The organism is Stenotrophomonas chelatiphaga (genome assembly GCF_032054965.1).
In the GTDB taxonomy this organism is placed as follows: domain Bacteria; phylum Pseudomonadota; class Gammaproteobacteria; order Xanthomonadales; family Xanthomonadaceae; genus Stenotrophomonas; species Stenotrophomonas chelatiphaga.
Window position 1 is genome coordinate 122,658 of sequence record NZ_DAMBRS010000011.1, and the last position, 16,357, is coordinate 139,014.

Consider the following 16,357-nt stretch of genomic DNA (forward strand, 5'->3'; position numbering starts at 1 on the left):
GCGCGCTCAGGGCGCGGCGTGCGCATCGGCCGGCACGCTGGCCGGTGCAAGGCGCGCGGAGAGCGCGTCGTTCTTGTAGAAGGTGTAGGACAGGGTGATGGTGCGGATCTCCGGCGGCAGCGACGGATCGACGATGAAACGCACCGGCATGTCGCGCTTCTCCCCGGCCTGCAGGGTCTGTGCGGTGAAGCAGAAGCATTCGGTCTTGCTGAAATAGCCGGACGCGCGCGCCGGGGCCACCGACGGTACCGCGCTGCCGACGATGGCGACCTTGCCGTCGTTGCGCGCGAAATACAGCGCTTCGTTGAGCTCGCCGGGCACCACGTCCATGGTCAGCTGTTCGGGATGGAAGGCCCACGGCAGCTGCGAGTTCACCCCGCCGTCGAACTCCACGCGCACGGTGCGCTTGCCGGCCGCGGCGCCGACACTGGCCTGCGCGCCGGGGCCGCGTTCCAGGCGTACGCCGAACACCTTTTCGCAGGCGATGCGGTACAGCGGCACCAGCGAGAAGGTCAGCAGGAACACCGCCACCGCCACGCCGATCAGGCGCGGCAGGCCGGCATGCCGGGACGGGGCCGTGGCCTGCGGCGCGTTCATCGGCCGATCACCCCACTGAGGATGAAGCCCACATACACCAGCACCGCAACCGCCCCCACGCATTGGGCAGTGCGGCGTGCGCGCTGGCGGCGCAGGGCCATGTCATCGCGGACCGGGTTGGCGTCGTGCATGGGCACCTCAGTGGCTGATGTCATCGTGGGCCAGATCGCCCGGGCGGATCACCGGCGGGGTGGTGAAGGTATGCGCCGGCGCCGGTGACGGCACCGTCCATTCCAGCCCGCGCGCGCCTTCCCAGCTGCGCGCTTCGGCCTTTTCACCGTTGCGCAGCGAGGCCAGCAGGATCGCGGCCATCATGAAGGGCGTGGCGAACATGCCGAACGCACCGATCGAGCTGATCAGGTTCCAGTCGGCGAAGGCCACGCTGTAATCCGGGATGCGCCGCGGCATGCCGGCCAGGCCGAGGAAGTGCTGCGGGAAGAACAGCAGGTTGACGAACACGATCGACCACCAGAAATGGAACTTCGCCCACTTTTCGCTGTACATCCGGCCGGTCCACTTCGGCCACCAGTAGTACACCGCCGCGATCAGCGCGAACACCGCGCCGGTGACCAGCACGTAGTGGAAATGCGCGACCACGAAGTAGGTGTCGTGGTACTGGAAATCCGCCGCGACGATGGCCAGCATCAGGCCGGAGAAACCGCCGATGGTGAACAGGATGACGAACGCGACCGACCACAGCATCGGCGCTTCGAAGGTGAGCGAACCGCGCCACATCGTGCTGACCCAGTTGAACACCTTCACCCCGGTCGGGATGGAGATCAGCATGGTGGCGAACATGAAGTAGATCTCGCCGCCCAACGGCATGCCCACGGTGAACATGTGGTGGGCCCAGACGATGAAGGACAGGAAGGCGATGGCGGCCGTGGCGTAGACCATCGCCTGGTAGCCGAACAGCGGCTTGCGGCTGAAGGTGGGGATGATTTCGCTGACCACGCCGAACGCCGGCAGGATCATGATGTACACCTCCGGGTGCCCGAAGAACCAGAAGATGTGCTGGAACATCACCGGGTCACCGCCACCGGCGGCGTTGAAGAAACTGGTGCCGAAGAACTTGTCGGTCAGCAGCATGGTGACCGCACCGGCAAGCACCGGCATCACCGCGATCAGCAGGAAGGCGGTGATCAGCCAGGCCCAGCAGAAGATCGGCATCTTCAGCAGGTCGATGCCCGGTGCGCGCATGTTGAGCACGGTGGCGATGATGTTGATCGCGCCCATGATGGAACTGATGCCGGCCACGTGGATGGCGAACACGGTGAACGCCACGTTGTAGCCCCCCTGCAGCGACAGCGGCGGATACAGCGTCCAGCCGCCTGCCGGTGCGCCACCGGGCAGGAACAGGGTCAGCAGCAGCATGCCGAAGGCTACCGGCAGCAGCCAGAACGACCAGTTGTTCATGCGCGGCAGCGCCATGTCCGGCGCACCGATCTGCAGCGGGATCATCCAGTTGGCCAGGCCGACGAAGGCCGGCATCACCCCGCCGAAGATCATCACCAGCGCATGCATGGTGGTCATCTGGTTGAAGAACTCCGGCTTGACGAACTGCAGGCCGGGCTGTGCCAGTTCGGTGCGGATGACCACGCTCATCGCCGCGCCGATGATGAACATCAAGAAGCTGAAAAGCAGGTACAGCGTGCCGATGTCCTTGTGGTTGGTGCTGAACAGCCAGCGCTGGAAAAAGCCCTGCGCATGACCGTGGTGTTCGTCGTGCCCAACTGCCGAGTGCGCCATTGCAAAACACCTCTCAGATCGATTTGTCACGGTGGCCGCGGTGCGGCCACGGGCGGTTGGGTCAGGCGTCGGTGGTGGGCGCCGGGGCCGGTGCAGCAGCAGCAGCAGCAGGCTCGGCCGGGGTCACCGGTTGCCGGGGCGCGCTCCCATCGCCGGGCGGCGTGATGGTCTCCGGCGCGTTCGGCGTGGCAGGTGCGGCGGCAGGCGCCGGCTTCTTCTGCGCCAGCCACTGCTTGAAGTCTTCCTTGGACACCGCTTCGACCACGATCGGCATGAAGCCATGGTCCTTGCCGCACAGTTCGGCGCACTGCCCGCGGTAGACGCCGGGGGTGTCGATGCTGGTCCAGGCCTCGTTGATGAAGCCCGGGATGGCGTCCTGCTTCCAGCCCAGCGCCGGCACCCACCAGGCATGGATCACGTCATCGGAGGTGATGACGAAACGCACCTTGGTATCGACCGGCAGCACCAGCCGGTTGTCCACGTCGAGCAGGTAGTGCGGATTGCTTTCGCGGGTGGGCACCTTGCCGCTCTGGCGCACGCGGTCAGACTCGCGGTCCAGCCGGCTGGTGAAGTCCACGCCTTCGCCCAGGTATTCATAGCGCCACATCCACTGGTAACCGGTGACCTTGACGGTCATCTCGGCATCGCGGGTGTCGTACATCTTGATCAGGTTGGCGGTGGCCGGCCACGCCATCACCACCAGGATCACCACCGGGATCACCGTCCAGATGATTTCGGCCTTGGTGTTGTGGCTGAAGGTCGCCGCGACCGCGCCCTTGGATTTGCGGAACTTGAAGATGGCGTAGGCCATCGCGCCGAACACGATTACGCCGATGACCGTGACCACGATCAGCGAGAGCATGTTCGATTCCCAGGCCAGTCGCGAGGTCTGGGTAACCCCCCGGCCCATGTTCAACTGCCATGGCTTGGGATCGGCGGACTGCGCCCACCCCAGTGCCGGAAAAGCCATTCCGGCCGCCATCATGGCGATCCCGGACACGCACCTGCCGCCCCACGCGCTGCTTTGCTTCATTGCCTAGACCCTTGACGTCATCGGTGACCGCCATCGCTGGCGGCGAGCAAGCTTTCAAGCTGGTCCCGGGCATCAAGCGTCCGTGGGGGACACCGTCGCCGTTGCGTATTCAGATCCCCCGCAGCGCGTTCGGCGCCCTGATCCTGTCGCAACTGCGTTCCTGCCGCGAGTTACGTCTCGATGGTAGCCCTGCCCTCTCGACACTTACAAGGTCCATTCACGGTAAATGCGATGCTGCAGCACAGCAATGTGTCGTCGGCCGATTTGCCGATTTCGGCACAATTCGAGCCGCGCCCGTCGATCCAGCTGAATCCTTTACAGGGCGGTGCTATCAGGAATCCCGTAAGGGGCGATCAGGGGGCTATCCGCAGGCCAAAAAATGATTAAAATCGCCAAGTTTTCCACTGGCCGGACCGGCATGAACGCACCTACTCTTTCGCCCGCTGCCCCCGGCTTTACGCCGCCGGCCGACGCGCTGCTGTCGCCGGAACTGCCGGCATCCCCCTCCCCCTTCCGCCAGGCGATCACCGATGCCTGGTTGAAGGACGAGGCGACCCACGTGACCGAGCTGCTGGCGCAGGCGCGCCTGCCGGCCGACGAACAGGCCCAGGTGCAGGCGCTGGCCGCCGACCTGGTGGCCCGGGTGCGCGTGCGCGCCAAGGACCAGGGCGCGATCGAAGCCTTCATGCGCCAGTACGACCTGGGCAGCGAGGAAGGCGTACTGCTGATGTGCGTGGCCGAAGCGCTGCTGCGCATTCCGGACCAGGACACCGCCGACAAGCTGATCCGCGACAAGCTGGCCGATGCGGACTGGAAGAAGCACATGGGCGGCAGCGATTCGGTGCTGGTCAATGCCTCCACCTGGGGCCTGATGCTGACCGGCAAGCTGGTGCAGATCAACGACGTCACCCGTGCCGACGTACCGGGCGCGTTCAAGCGCCTGATGGGCCGCGTGGGCGAGCCGGTGATCCGCCTGGCCGTGCGCCAGGCGATGAAGATCATGGGCCACCAGTTCGTGATGGGCCGCACCATCGGCGAGGCGCTGGAGCGTTCGCACAAGGGGGACAACGCCAGCTACCGCTATTCGTTCGACATGCTCGGCGAAGGCGCGCTGACCATGAAGGATGCCCTGCGTTACCTGGAGGACTACCGCCGCGCGATCCATGCCATAGGTGGTGACCACAAGGCCCGCGGTGGCCGCCCGGAGGGCGACGTCAACAACGCCCCGGGCATCTCGATCAAGCTGTCGGCGCTGTACCCGCGCTACGAGCACGCCAAGCGCGCCCGCGTGCTGCAGGACCTGGTGCCTGGCGTGCTGGAACTGGCGCAACTGGCGAAAAGCTACGGCATCGGCTGCACGGTGGACGCCGAAGAGGCCGACCGCCTGGAACTGTCGCTGGACATCATCGATGCGGTGTTCTCCGATGCCTCGCTGGCCGGCTGGGATGGCTTCGGCGTGGTGGTGCAGGCGTACCAGAAGCGCACCCCGTACACGATCGATTTCCTCGCCGACATGGCCCGCCGCAACGGCCGTCGCCTGCAGGTGCGGCTGGTCAAGGGCGCGTACTGGGATGCGGAGATCAAGCGCGCGCAGATCGAAGGCTATCCGGGCTATCCGGTGTTCACCCGCAAGCAGAACACCGACGTGTCCTACCTGGCCTGCGCCAAGCGCCTGTTCGGCCATAGCGATGCGATCTACCCGATGTTCGCCACGCACAACGCGCACACCATCGCGGCCATCCGCACCATCGCCAAGGGCGGTGTGTACGAGCACCAGAAGCTGCACGGCATGGGCGATGACCTGTATGCCGAAGTGGTCCCGGCCGACCGCCTGGGCCTGCCCTGCCGCGTGTACGCGCCGGTCGGTTCGCACGAAGACCTGCTGCCTTACCTGGTGCGTCGCCTGCTTGAGAACGGCGCCAATTCCAGCTTCGTCAACCGCATCACCGACGACCGCGTGGCGATTGCCGAGCTGGTCCGCGATCCGGTGGAAATGGTCAGTGCCTTCGCCGCCGTTTCGCCGTCCAACATCGCCCACCCCAAGATCCCGCTGCCGGTGAACCTGCTGCGCAGCCAGAACCACGACAGGAACAATTCCATGGGCATCAACCTGGCCAACGACAACGCCCTGCGCGCCCTTGCCGAGCAGCTCAATGCCGCGGTGAAGCCGTGGACTGCCGCACCGCTGGTGCCCGGCGCCACCGTCACCGCCGCTTCGCTGCCGGTCACCAACCCGGCCGACAACCGCCAGGTGGTGGGCCACTGGCAGGCCGCCGATGCGGCGACCGTGCAGAAGGCCCTGGCCAATGCCGTCGCCGCGCAGCCGGCCTGGAACCGCACCCCGGCGACCAGCCGCGCGGCGATCCTGGAACACGCCGCCGACCAGCTGGAAGCGCGCATCGCCGAGTTCATGGCGCTGTGCGTGAAGGAAGCCGGCAAGAGCCTGCCCGACGGCGTGGCCGAAGTGCGCGAGGCGGTCGACTTCCTGCGCTACTACGCCAAGCAGGCACGCGAGCAGTTCGCGCACGCCGAGAAGCTGCCCAGCCCGACCGGTGAATCCAACGAACTGCAACTGCATGGCCGCGGCGTGTTCGTGTGCATCAGCCCGTGGAACTTCCCGCTGGCGATCTTCCTGGGCCAGGTCGCTGCGGCGCTGGCGGCGGGCAACAGCGTGATCGCCAAGCCGGCCGAACAGACCAACCTGATCGGCTACTACGCGGTGAAGCTGCTGCTGGATGCAGGCGTGCCGGAAGGCGTGCTGCAGTTCCTGCCGGGTGACGGCGCCACCGTTGGTGCGGCGCTGACTGCCGACCCGCGCGTGGCCGGCGTGGCCTTCACCGGTTCCACCGACACCGCCCGTGCGATCAACCGCGCGATGGCCGCACGCGATGCCGCGATCGGTGTGCTGATCGCCGAGACCGGTGGCCAGAATGCCTTCATCGCCGATTCGTCGGCGCTGCCGGAACAGCTGGTCAAGGATGCGATCGGTTCGGCGTTCACCTCGGCCGGCCAGCGTTGTTCGGCCGCCCGCGTGCTGTTCGTGCAGGACGACATCGCCGACAAGGTGATGACCATGCTGGCCGGCGCGATGAAGGAACTGAAGATCGGCGACCCGGGCGAACTGTCCACCGACGTCGGTCCGGTGATCGACGCGGACGCGCTGCAGATCCTGCAGGACCATGCCGTGCGCATGGACGGCGAAGCCCGCCTGATCGCCGCCGCCACGCTTGGCGATGACGCGGCGCACGGCACCTTCTTCGCGCCGCGTGCGTACGAGCTGAAGGACCTGGGCCAGCTGCACCGGGAGATCTTCGGGCCGGTGCTGCACGTGATCCGCTGGAAGGGCGACCAGCTGCAGGCGGTGATCGACCAGATCAACGCGACCGGCTACGGCCTGACCCTGGGCGTGCATTCGCGCATCGACGAGACCGTGGACCGCATCACCAACGGCATCCAGGTCGGCAACGTGTACGTCAACCGCAACCAGATCGGTGCGGTGGTGGGCGTGCAGCCGTTCGGTGGCCAGGGCCTGTCCGGCACCGGCCCGAAGGCGGGTGGCCCGCACTACCTGCTGCGTTTTGCCACCGAAAAGACGGTCACGGTGAACACCACCGCGGCCGGCGGCAACGCCTCGCTGCTGACCTTGGGCGATTGATTTTTTTCGCCTGTGCTGCGGGTGGTCGTGGTGGTCGTGGTCGTGGTGGTTGGGTGGGGCGGGGTGGGTTGGCGGGAAACGCCGTGAATCCATCCCTGGAGGCTCGCCATCCGCATCCCTGCGGATGAGCGTTCCCGCCAACCCACCCCGCCCCACCCCTGACGGTTTCCCGCGGCGGCCAGCGGGTGCAGGAACGAAGAGCGGGTCAGAGTCCTTTCGCTGCGCGAAAGGACTCTGACCCCTCCTCATTACCCCGTCCAACCCGGATGTATGCCCAAGGCCCCCATGGACCCGCCAACCCACGGCCCCGCAGCTTTTGACGTTGACGTTGACGTTGACGTTGCTTCCGACCGCGCGCGCGTCAGCGCGCGGCCACCATCAACCGCCGCCAGTGCAGCAGTGCGACGATCGCGTTGATCCAGTAGCCGACGTACAACAGCGCGGTCAGCTGCAGGCCGCCGGCGTAGTACAGCGGCACCGCCAGGGTGTTCACCAGCAACCACACCCACCAGCATTCCAGCTTGCGCCGCATCATCATCAACTGGCCGACCATGCTCAGCAGCAGGATGCCGGCATCCACGTAGGGCGCCTGTCCGTCCGTGTGGCGGCTGAGCATCCAGCCGTAACCCCACGTGCCCGCCACCACCAGCAGCACCAGCCACGGCCACGCAGAGGCGCGCAGGCGGGTGATCGGCAGCGGCGCGCCCTGGTTGCCGCGCAACCACTGCCACCAGCCCAGTGCGCCGACGGCGATGAAGAAGCCCTGCAGCGCCACCTGCCCGTACAGCCGCGCCTGCAGGAACACCACCGCGAACAACAGCCCGGCAATGATGCTCATCCACCAGCCATGCACGCTGTTGCGCCCGGCCAACAGGATCGACGCGGCCGCCGCGACGTTGGCGGCGATCTCAAGCTGGAACGCGGGGTCTGAGAAATCCATGGGCCATTGTAGTGCGCAAAGAAAAAGCCCCGCTTGCGCGGGGCTTCCTTGTCCTGCTGTCACGCGTTGAAGCGTGGAATCAGAACTTGTACTGCATCGACGCAGCCAGCACGTCGCCGCGGACCTTGTACTTGCCGGTCAGCGAGTTGCCCTGGTTGTTGGTACCCGGCTGCACGAACAGGTTCGGATCGCTGGTCAGCAGGTGGGTGTAGCCGAAGTTGTATTCGACGTTATCCGACGGGGTCCAGCCCAGGCCGATCGACAGCCACTTGCGGCTGGTGTCCGGCACGCGCACGTCGCGGTGGGCGTCGGTGGTCGGGGTCTGGTCCAGTGCCACGCCGCCACGCAGGGTGACGGTATCGCTCAGCTTGAAGTCGGTACCCAGCGACACGAAGGTGGTGTCGCGGTAGCCGAACTCCAGCACCGAATCAGGCTGGGCCGACGCGTAGTCGATGACCACCTGGTCGAACGCGGAGGACCATGCGGTACGGGTGACATCACCCATCACGGTCCAGCGGTCGTTGATGTTGTGGGTCACGCTCAGCGTGGCCGACGCCGGCAGGGTCACCGTGGCCTTGCCGCTGGTGGTCACGAAGCGACCCGGCTGGGCCACGGCCAGCACGGCAGCGGCGTTGGACGGCACGTCGAAGGTGGCGTCGCCGCCGGTGATCTTGTGCTCGACCTTGGAACGGTAGCTGATGCCGATGTGGGTGTTCTCATCCGGGCTGAACAGGCCGCCGACGGTCCAGCCGACTGCATTGTTGTCGCCTTCCACGGTCAGCTTGCCATCGGCACTGCCCGGGGCGAAGCCCGGTACGCGGGACTGGGCCAGCGCGGTGCCGAAGTCGATGTTGTTGCTCAGTTCGATGGTCAGGTGTTCAACGAACACCGACGCGCCGAAGGACACGTACGGATTGACGTCATAGGACATCGCGAAGCCGAGGTCGATCGCCTTCAGGTCGGTCTTCAGGCCGCTGTAGCGACCCACCCAGCCGTCGTCGTAGTCGGTCTTGAAGCCGAACGGTGCGGTCAGCGACACGCCGAAGTGGGCCTTTTCGCCGATCGGCATGTGGAAGTAACCGGCCGGGACCGGAGCGATCATGCCGGCGTCGCCGCCGTCACCACCGGTCTGTGCAGCGCCGGTCGGCTTGCGGCCGGCGCCTTCGAACTCGGCCTTGAAGCTGATCGCGCTCAGGTCGCCCTGGATCACGCGGCCATCGAGCTGGCGCATGCCAGCCGGGTTGGCGGCGATGATCGAGGCATCACCCTCGGCGCTGCCCGAACCTGCGAAGGCGCGGCCGAGGCCCTTGGCACTCTTTTCCGCCAGCTGGAACGCGGCTGCGTTCGCATCGGTGGCGGCCAGGACGCCGGCAATGCCGACAGCCAGCATCGTAATGCGGGCAAAAGTAGAAGCGGTTTGCATCGTTTTATCTCTCCGGAAAGCGGTTGTTTGCTCTGCATGCGCCTGCGTCCCCCTTAGGCCAAGGCCCTCCAGGACGCGCCGGATTCCCCTCCCGACATACGACGCCGTATGCGAGTATTACCCAGACGTGTTAATGAAACAATAACAGATAGGGTGCATTTCCAGCTTAAAAAACTGAATGCGCAGACCTCCGCCATCGGCTGTCGAGATACCCTAGCCACCATGTTCCTGTCGCTGCCCTCCCGTCGCAAAGCCGCCTTCCGCTGGGCGACCCCGCTGCTGTTCGCGACGGTCTGGCTGGCTTTCCTGTGGTCGATCTCGCGCCCGCATGAAGCGCGCAGCAGCCTGTGGATGGACTGGGGCGCGCTCTCGGCAGGCCTGATGCGACCACTGGACTGGTGGGCCACCCTGCAGGACGGCAGCGTGCTGCGGCTGTTCACCGCGCTGTTCCTGCATGCCGACTGGTCGCACCTGCTCGGCAACCTGGTGTTCCTGTTGATCTTCGGGCTGCCGGCTGAGCGCGTGCTGGGGCCGTGGCGGCTGATCCTGCTGTTCCTGTTCGGCGGGGCGTTTTCCAACCTGGTGGCGGTGTACACCATGGGCACGCCGGACCAGATCATCATCGGCGCAAGCGGCGCGGTATCGGCCCTGATCGGGACCTACCTGGCGCTGTTCCCGGGGGCGCGCCTGGGCGTGGTGATTCCCCTGGGCCTGTTCCTGGAATTCGTCCGCGCGCCGGCGTACCTGTTGATCGGCTTCTGGGCGGTGCTGCAGGTGGTGTTCGCGCATATCGGCCCGAGCTTCGGCATGGTGGCCTGGTGGGCGCATATCGCCGGGTTCGGCTTCGGGGTGGTGTACGGCGTGTACGTGCGCGCAGCGATCGCCCGCCGCCTGCGCAAGCGCCAGGGATTCTGACGCACTTCCGGTAGTGACGGCCGCTGGCCGTCATGCTTGGTGTGGTGGGTGACGACCGTTGGTCGTCACGCCTGGTGTGGTGGGTGACGACCGTTGGTCGTCACGCGCTTCGCTCTGCCGCTGCCTTCGGCGCTACCGCGGCGCGGGCTTCGGTAGTGACGGCCGCCGGCCGTCAGGGCTTGACCGACGGTTCGGCCGGCTTCACTTCCGGCTTCACTTCCGGCTTCACTTCCGGCTTCACTTCCGGCTTCGCAGCCGCCTTGTCCGCAGCGGCTTTGGCCGCTTCGGCCTTCAGCCGCGTGGCGACCGAACCGGGTGCCTTCAATTCGGCCAGTGCGTCGTTGATCGGGCCGTCGCCCGGCAGTACGTCGCCGGCCTGGTAGCCTTCTTCGCCTTCGCCATCCCCATGCAGGTGGCCCGGCAGGGTCGCTTCGCTGAAGTCGGACAGGCTCGCAGGCAGGGCACTCTCGCCTTCCACCGGGGCCGGCTTGAGCTCCACTTCCGGCACGATGCCGGTGGCCTGGATCGACTTGCCGCTGGGCGTGAAGTACCGCGCGGTGGTCAGCTTCACCGAATCGCCGTTGTCCAGCGGCAGCACGGTCTGCACCGAGCCCTTGCCGAAGGTGCGGCTGCCGATCACCCGTGCACGCTGGTTGTCGCGCAGGGCGCCGGCCAGCACTTCCGAGGCGCTGGCCGAACCGGCATCCACCAGCACCACGACCGGGGCACCCTTCAACAGGTCGCCGGGCGTGGCATCGAAACGTGCATCACTGATGCTGATACGGCCACGCGTACTGACGATGTTGCCTTTCTCGATCAGGTCGTCGGCCACCTGCACTGCCGCGGTCAGCAGGCCGCCGGGGTTGCTGCGCAGGTCCAGCACCAGGCCCTTGAGCTGGCCACCGGCCTGCTTGGAGAGCTGCCGCACGTGCTTCTGGAAGTCGGCCGCGGTGTCGGCCTGGAAGGTGCTCAGCCGGATGTAGCCGTAACCCGGCTCCAGCATGCGGCTGCGCACGCTGGTCACGCGGATGGTTTCGCGCGCCAGGCTGACATCGAAGGGCTTGGGCTTGCCGTCGCGCACGATGGTCAGCACCACCTTGCTGCCGGCCGGGCCACGCAGCGGTTCGCTGGCCTGGATGGCGCTGATCGGCTTGCCGTCGATGGCGATGATCAGGTCACCGGCGAGGATGCCGGCGCGTGCGGCCGGGGTGTCGTCGATCGGCGAGATGATCTTCAGGCTGGCGTTGTCCGGCTGCTGCTGCAGCTCCACGCCGATGCCCTCATAGGCGCCGTTGGCCTGCTCGTCGAAGGCTTCGGCGTCTTCCTTGTCGAAGTAGGTGCTGTGCGGATCCAGGTCCAGCAGCAGGCCGCGCACCGCGTCCTGCATCAGCTTCTTGTCGTCGACCGGGTCCACGTAGGCCGCACGCACCGCGTTGTATACCGCCACGAAGCGCCGGATCTCCTCCAGCGGCACTTTCGACGTAGCCGCCTCTTCGCTGCTCGCCGCGGTGGACGGCTTGGCGTCGGCGGGGACGTCGGCAGGGGCGGCTGCGGCTGGTTCGGCCTGCTGGGCCAGCGCCAGCGAAGGCATCATGGCCAGCAGCAGGGTGGCGGTTCGGGCTACACGCATGAAGCACTCCTGGGGTCGAATTCGAATGCTCCGGTGAAGTGCGCGCACGACCGATGCAGGTCCCGATTATGCGTCAGGTGCCGGTAAATTCCCGTTGAATATCCGACGAACGCGCGCGCGACGGTTCAGCGACGCTGCAACCAGCTGTCCGGGTTCACCGGCTGGCCACCGCGCCGCAGTTCGAAGTACAGCGCGGTGACGCCCTGCCCGCCGGAATTGCCGACCTTGGCCAGCGGATCACCCCGCTTCACCGCAGCGCCGGCATCCTTCAGCAGGGTGTCGTTGTGTGCGTACAGGCTCATGTAGCCGTTGCCGTGGTCGACGATCAGGATCATCCCGTAGCCGGTCATCCAGTCGGAGAACACCACGGTGCCATCGGCCACGGCGGTGACCGTGCTGCCGGCTGCCGCACCGATCAGCACGCCGCTGCTGGTGCGGCCGTCCGGCAGCTTGCCGCCGTAGCGGGCCAGCAGATTGCCGGACAACGGCCAACCCAGCCCGCCGACGCGTGGCGCAGGCGCGGCGGCGGCCACCGGCGGCACCTTGGTGGCACGCGGCGGCGGCGGCGGACGGCCTTCGGCCACGGCGCGGTCGGCGGCGGCTTTTTCTGCTGCTTTTTCGGCGGCGCGCTCGGCGGCCGCGCGTCGGGCCGCGGCACGCCGTTCGGCTTCGGCACGCGCGGCGGCGGCACGCAGGTTGGCCAGCAGGGTCTCCAACGCTTTCGCATCCTGGCCGAGTGCCTTTTCGCGTTCGCTGCGGTCCTTGAACTGTTCGTCCAGAGTGGCCACGGCCTGCTCGCGCTGGCGGCGGTCGTTGGCCAGCGCAGTGGCCTGCTGTTTCTGCTGCTGGCGGGTGGACTGCAGCTGCTGCTGGCGTTGCCCGATCTGCGCCTGCAGGGTGTCCAGTTCCTTCAGGTCGCTGGTGATGTCATGGATGCGCTGGCTGCGCTCGCGCTGCAGGTAGCGGTGGTAGGCCAACGAGCGGTTGCCATCGGCCACGGTGTCCTGTGACAGCAGCAGCTTCAACGGCGCATGGTTGCCCAGCCGGTACGCGCCGTTGAGCAGGCCAGCCAGCTCCGTGCGCTGCTTCTGCAGCCCGCCCTGCAGCGCAACGCGGCGTTTCTCCAGGTCGGCCAGGGCGCTGTTCTGCTCCTGCAGCGCCGCTTCGGTTTCGGCCAGGGTACGGCCGGTGCGCGCGACCTTTTCATCCATCTCGCGCAGCTGCCGGCTGGCCTGGCCGCGCTGGTTGTCCAGCTGCCTGCGCTCCTGCGCGACGCCCTTCAGTTCGGTACGCAGCTTCTGCAGCTTGCGCTCCGCTTCGCGGGTGGACTGGGCACCGGCCGGGAGCGCCGGCAGCAGGCTGGCGGCGATGACGAGCAGCACGCCACCGGCCAGCACGGGCCAGCGGGTGTTAGCGATGCGTGAGGGAAAAGCATTGTCGCGCAAGGGCGTTCCAGTGACTTCAGGCAGATGCGGTTTCCAGTGCAACATGGTGACATCTTTGCCGGGCGGCCGGCCAGCCGCATGTCACTGACAAGGAACCTCTCATGAAAGCCTCATCCCTGACCCTGGCGCTCGCGCTCGTCCTTGCCGCGGCCGCCAACCCGGCAGTGGCACAGGAAGACATCAGCAAGGTCAACGGCAGCATCAGCGCCGAATCCGGCCAGCGCTACGGCGACCTGGATACGGTCAACGGCAGCATCCGGGTCGCCGATGGCGTGGAAACGGGCGACATCGAGACCGTCAACGGCAGCATCAAAGTGGGTGACGGCGCACGCACCGGCAGCATCTCCACCGTCAACGGTGGCGTTCGGCTGGCGGGCGGCGTGATCGCGCGCGGCAACGTGGAGACGGTCAACGGCAGCATCTTCGCCGACCGCCGCAGCCAGATCGAAGGCAGCGTGGAGACCGTCAACGGTGGCATCGGCCTGGTGGAGACCCGGCTCGCCGGCGATATCGAGACCGTCAACGGCGATATCACCGTCGGCGTCGGTTCGGCGGTCAACGGCGGTATCCACATCAAGAAGCCCAGCTTCAGCATTTCGCTGACGCCGAACCGCAAGCCGCGCGTGATCATCGGGCCCAATGCGGTGGTCAACGGCGCCCTGCAGTTCGAACGCGAGGTGGTGCTGTACGTGCACCGCAGCGCGAAGACCGGCCCGGTCAGCGGTGCCACCGCGGTCCCCTTCGACACCGATACCGCCCCGGAAAACTGATTCCATGCCGGGCCTGCGCCTGCAGGCCGGCTTCACTCCCTGCAGGACCTGACCATGCCCCGTAAATTACTGCTCTGCCTTGCCCTCACTGCGGCACTGACCGCCTGCAAGGGCGAAGACACCGCGCCGGCGGCCACCGCTCCGGCCGCCGATGCCAACGCCGCCACTGCGCCGGCCAGCACGCACACGTTCTCGCCGGAGATCAACGCCGCCGACTTTGCCGAACTGGTGAAGACGCTGGCCTCGGACGAGTTCGAAGGGCGCGCGCCCGGCAGCAAGGGCGAAGAACTGACCGTCAACTACATCCGCGACCAGATGCAGCGGATCGGCCTGCAGCCCGGCAACGGCGACAGCTGGTTCCAGGACGTGGCCATGACCGAGACCACGGCCGACGAAACCACCTCGCTGAAGATCGACCAGGCCGGCAAGGCCAGCGAGCTGAAGTTCGGCACCGACATGGTGGTGGGCACGCGTACCGGCCAGACCGAAGTGAAGGTGGACGGCAGTGACATCGTGTTCGTGGGCTACGGCGTGGACGCGCCGGAGCAGCAGTGGAACGACTACGCCGGCCAGGACTGGAAGGGCAAGACGGTGGTGATGTTCGTCAACGACCCGGGCTTCCACGTCGATGATGCCAAGCTGTTCGACGGCAAGCGCATGACCTACTACGGCCGCTGGACGTACAAGTTCGAAGAGGCCGCGCGCAAGGGCGCGGCCGCCGCGCTGATCGTGCACGACACCGCCGGCGCGTCGTATGGCTGGGACGTGGTCAAGAACTCCTGGGCCGGACCGCAGTACGACCTGCCGGCCAAGAATGATCCGGAACCCCGCCTGCCGGTGCAGGGCTGGTTGAGCGCCGATGCCGCCAAGGCGCTGTTCGCCGGTGCCGGGCTGGACCTGGCGCAGGCCTACAAGGACGCCAACAAGCGCGGCTTCAAGCCGGTGCCGCTGAACGCCAAGCTGTCGGTGGACCTGAAGAGCACCACCGCCGAGAAGACCTCGCGCAACGTGGTCGGCGTGCTGCCGGGCAGCAGCCGGGCCGACGAAGCGGTGCTCTACATGGCGCACTGGGACCACCTCGGCAAGCATGAGGGCGAAGCGGACGACAACATCTACAACGGTGCCGTGGACAACGCCACCGGCGTGGCCGGCATCCTGGAAGTGGCCGACGCGATGATGCACCAGGATCCCAAGCCGGCCCGTTCGGCGGTGTTCCTGGCGGTGACGCTGGAAGAATCGGGCCTGCTGGGCTCCAAGTACTACGTCGCCCATCCGACCTTCCCGCTGGACAAGATCGCCGGTGTGATCAACATCGATGCGATGTCGGTGGCCGGCCGTGCCAAGGACATGACGGTAACCGGCTTCGGTAGTTCGGAGCTGGAAGACATCCTCAAGCCGCTGGCCGCCGCACAGGGCCGGACGCTGCATGGTGAGTCGGCGGTGCAGAGCGGGTTCTACTTCCGTTCCGATCACTTCAACTTCGCCAAGGCGGGTGTGCCGGCGCTGTATGCCGATGGCGGCGAAGACCTGCTGGAAGGCGGTGTGGAAGCGGGCCGCAAGGCCGGTGAGGACTACGGGCGCAATCGTTACCACGGCCCGAAGGATGAGTTCGACGCAGCCACCTGGAAGCTGGACGGCACCATCGAAGACCTGCAGTTGCTGCACGGCGTGGGCAAGGAACTGGCCGCCGGCGATCGCTGGCCGAACTGGTACGAAGGCAATCCGTTCAAGGCGGCGCGCGACGAGATGATGAAGGGCAAGGCCGCACCGGCAACCAAGTAAGCGCCGGTCCTGCCGATGTGTATCCGCGGCGCCCTTCGGGGCGCCGTTTTTTTGTGTGTGTTTGACGGCCAGCGGTCGTCACTGCCGGGCATGCGTACCGGGCAAGAAAAAACCCCGCTGCGTGGGCAGCGGGGTTTCTGGTTTGAACCCTGGCGATGACCTACTCTCGCATGGCTTGAGCCACACTACCATCGGCGCAGCTGCGTTTCACTTCCGAGTTCGGGATGGGATCGGGTGGTTCCACAGCGCTGATTTCACCAGGGAGACGTTGGGAGCAGCGCCTATGCGCCAGCTCACATGATTGCCCTTGGGCGGCAGGCACGAAAAACAGGTGCCTGCAAAAAAAGAAAAACCCCGCTGCGCGAGCAGCGGGGTTTTTGGGTATAAACCCTGGCGATGACCTACTCTCGCATGGCTT

The 16,357-nt window shown here is 66.6% G+C and carries 13 protein-coding genes and 1 rRNA gene; 5 read left to right on the forward strand and 9 right to left on the reverse strand.

From position 1 onward, the window contains the following. Positions 1-6: 6 nt before the first annotated feature. The 4 genes from RTX79_RS13945 to coxB all read right to left on the reverse strand — a co-directional run bounded on the left by RTX79_RS13945 (position 7) and on the right by coxB (position 3,379). Positions 7-597, reverse strand: a complete 591-nt coding sequence (locus RTX79_RS13945) for a cytochrome c oxidase assembly protein (protein ID WP_057508191.1) — start codon at positions 595-597, stop codon at positions 7-9. Beyond that, on the reverse strand, positions 594-728 hold the full coding sequence (locus RTX79_RS13950) for a hypothetical protein (protein ID WP_312684402.1): 135 nt from the start codon (positions 726-728) through the stop codon (positions 594-596). Before RTX79_RS13950 ends, RTX79_RS13945 begins: the two co-directional genes overlap by 4 nt. A 7-nt stretch (positions 729-735) precedes the next feature. Then, positions 736-2,346 (reverse strand): cytochrome c oxidase subunit I, encoded by a 1,611-nt coding sequence (gene ctaD / locus RTX79_RS13955; RefSeq protein ID WP_312684403.1) that lies wholly within the window; start codon positions 2,344-2,346, stop codon positions 736-738. 61 nt (positions 2,347-2,407) lie between these two features. After that, positions 2,408-3,379 carry a cytochrome c oxidase subunit II gene (gene coxB, locus RTX79_RS13960; RefSeq protein WP_312684404.1) on the reverse strand — a complete coding sequence of 324 codons (972 nt, stop codon included), beginning with the start codon at positions 3,377-3,379 and terminating at the stop codon, positions 2,408-2,410. Positions 3,380-3,402: 23 nt separating this feature from the next. Here coxB and RTX79_RS13965 point away from each other — a divergent pair, with 23 nt between their 5' ends. Together RTX79_RS13965 and putA are read left to right on the forward strand one after the other, a co-directional pair. Beyond that, the gene (locus RTX79_RS13965; RefSeq protein ID WP_312684405.1) at positions 3,403-3,762 is read left to right on the forward strand and encodes a hypothetical protein; all 360 of its coding nucleotides are present in this window, start codon (positions 3,403-3,405) and stop codon (positions 3,760-3,762) included. A 35-nt stretch (positions 3,763-3,797) separates the two neighbouring features. Beyond that, positions 3,798-7,034, forward strand: a complete 3,237-nt coding sequence (putA, locus tag RTX79_RS13970) for a bifunctional proline dehydrogenase/L-glutamate gamma-semialdehyde dehydrogenase PutA (protein ID WP_312684407.1) — start codon at positions 3,798-3,800, stop codon at positions 7,032-7,034. Between the two features lie 361 nt (positions 7,035-7,395). On the opposite strand, the gene pnuC is transcribed toward putA, so the two are convergent. Both pnuC and RTX79_RS13980 read right to left on the reverse strand, forming a co-directional pair. Continuing rightward, positions 7,396-7,974: a nicotinamide riboside transporter PnuC gene (pnuC, locus tag RTX79_RS13975; protein ID WP_057687193.1), complete on the reverse strand. Its 579-nt coding sequence runs from the start codon at positions 7,972-7,974 to the stop codon at positions 7,396-7,398. A 79-nt stretch (positions 7,975-8,053) separates the two neighbouring features. Beyond that, the gene (locus tag RTX79_RS13980) at positions 8,054-9,397 is read right to left on the reverse strand and encodes an outer membrane protein transport protein (protein WP_123698824.1); all 1,344 of its coding nucleotides are present in this window, start codon (positions 9,395-9,397) and stop codon (positions 8,054-8,056) included. A gap of 222 nt (positions 9,398-9,619) precedes the next feature. Here RTX79_RS13980 and RTX79_RS13985 point away from each other — a divergent pair, with 222 nt between their 5' ends. Beyond that, the gene (locus RTX79_RS13985; RefSeq protein ID WP_309688718.1) at positions 9,620-10,312 is read left to right on the forward strand and encodes a rhomboid family intramembrane serine protease; all 693 of its coding nucleotides are present in this window, start codon (positions 9,620-9,622) and stop codon (positions 10,310-10,312) included. A 172-nt stretch (positions 10,313-10,484) separates the two neighbouring features. Here RTX79_RS13985 and RTX79_RS13990 read toward each other — a convergent pair whose 3' ends face one another. Continuing rightward, a complete protein-coding gene (locus RTX79_RS13990) occupies positions 10,485-11,942 on the reverse strand; it encodes a S41 family peptidase (protein WP_312684413.1) in 1,458 nt (485 codons plus the stop codon). Positions 11,943-12,067: 125 nt separating this feature from the next. Beyond that, the gene (locus RTX79_RS13995; RefSeq protein ID WP_123698826.1) at positions 12,068-13,387 is read right to left on the reverse strand and encodes a murein hydrolase activator EnvC family protein; all 1,320 of its coding nucleotides are present in this window, start codon (positions 13,385-13,387) and stop codon (positions 12,068-12,070) included. A 101-nt stretch (positions 13,388-13,488) separates the two neighbouring features. Here RTX79_RS13995 and RTX79_RS14000 point away from each other — a divergent pair, with 101 nt between their 5' ends. Continuing rightward, entirely contained in the window at positions 13,489-14,157 is a 669-nt protein-coding gene (locus RTX79_RS14000; RefSeq protein WP_312684415.1) for a hypothetical protein, read from the forward strand. Positions 14,158-14,211: 54 nt separating this feature from the next. After that, positions 14,212-15,939: a M28 family metallopeptidase gene (locus RTX79_RS14005; RefSeq protein ID WP_312684416.1), complete on the forward strand. Its 1,728-nt coding sequence runs from the start codon at positions 14,212-14,214 to the stop codon at positions 15,937-15,939. Positions 15,940-16,086: 147 nt separating this feature from the next. On the opposite strand, the gene rrf is transcribed toward RTX79_RS14005, so the two are convergent. Continuing rightward, positions 16,087-16,201 (reverse strand): 5S ribosomal RNA (gene rrf, locus RTX79_RS14010). Positions 16,202-16,357 lie beyond the last annotated feature (156 nt).

Bases quoted from the DNA above. Each gene is read 5' to 3' on its own strand.
- RTX79_RS13945 (WP_057508191.1), bottom strand. From the start codon at position 597: ATGAACGCGCCGCAGGCCACGGCCCCGTCCCGGCATGCCGGCCTGCCG.
- RTX79_RS13950 (WP_312684402.1), bottom strand. From the start codon at position 728: ATGCACGACGCCAACCCGGTCCGCGATGACATGGCCCTGCGCCGCCAG.
- ctaD (WP_312684403.1), bottom strand. From the start codon at position 2,346: ATGGCGCACTCGGCAGTTGGGCACGACGAACACCACGGTCATGCGCAG.
- coxB (WP_312684404.1), bottom strand. From the start codon at position 3,379: ATGAAGCAAAGCAGCGCGTGGGGCGGCAGGTGCGTGTCCGGGATCGCC.
- putA (WP_312684407.1), top strand. From the start codon at position 3,798: ATGAACGCACCTACTCTTTCGCCCGCTGCCCCCGGCTTTACGCCGCCG.
- pnuC (WP_057687193.1), bottom strand. From the start codon at position 7,974: ATGGATTTCTCAGACCCCGCGTTCCAGCTTGAGATCGCCGCCAACGTC.
- RTX79_RS13980 (WP_123698824.1), bottom strand. From the start codon at position 9,397: ATGCAAACCGCTTCTACTTTTGCCCGCATTACGATGCTGGCTGTCGGC.
- RTX79_RS13985 (WP_309688718.1), top strand. From the start codon at position 9,620: ATGTTCCTGTCGCTGCCCTCCCGTCGCAAAGCCGCCTTCCGCTGGGCG.
- RTX79_RS13990 (WP_312684413.1), bottom strand. From the start codon at position 11,942: ATGCGTGTAGCCCGAACCGCCACCCTGCTGCTGGCCATGATGCCTTCG.
- RTX79_RS14000 (WP_312684415.1), top strand. From the start codon at position 13,489: ATGAAAGCCTCATCCCTGACCCTGGCGCTCGCGCTCGTCCTTGCCGCG.
- RTX79_RS14005 (WP_312684416.1), top strand. From the start codon at position 14,212: ATGCCCCGTAAATTACTGCTCTGCCTTGCCCTCACTGCGGCACTGACC.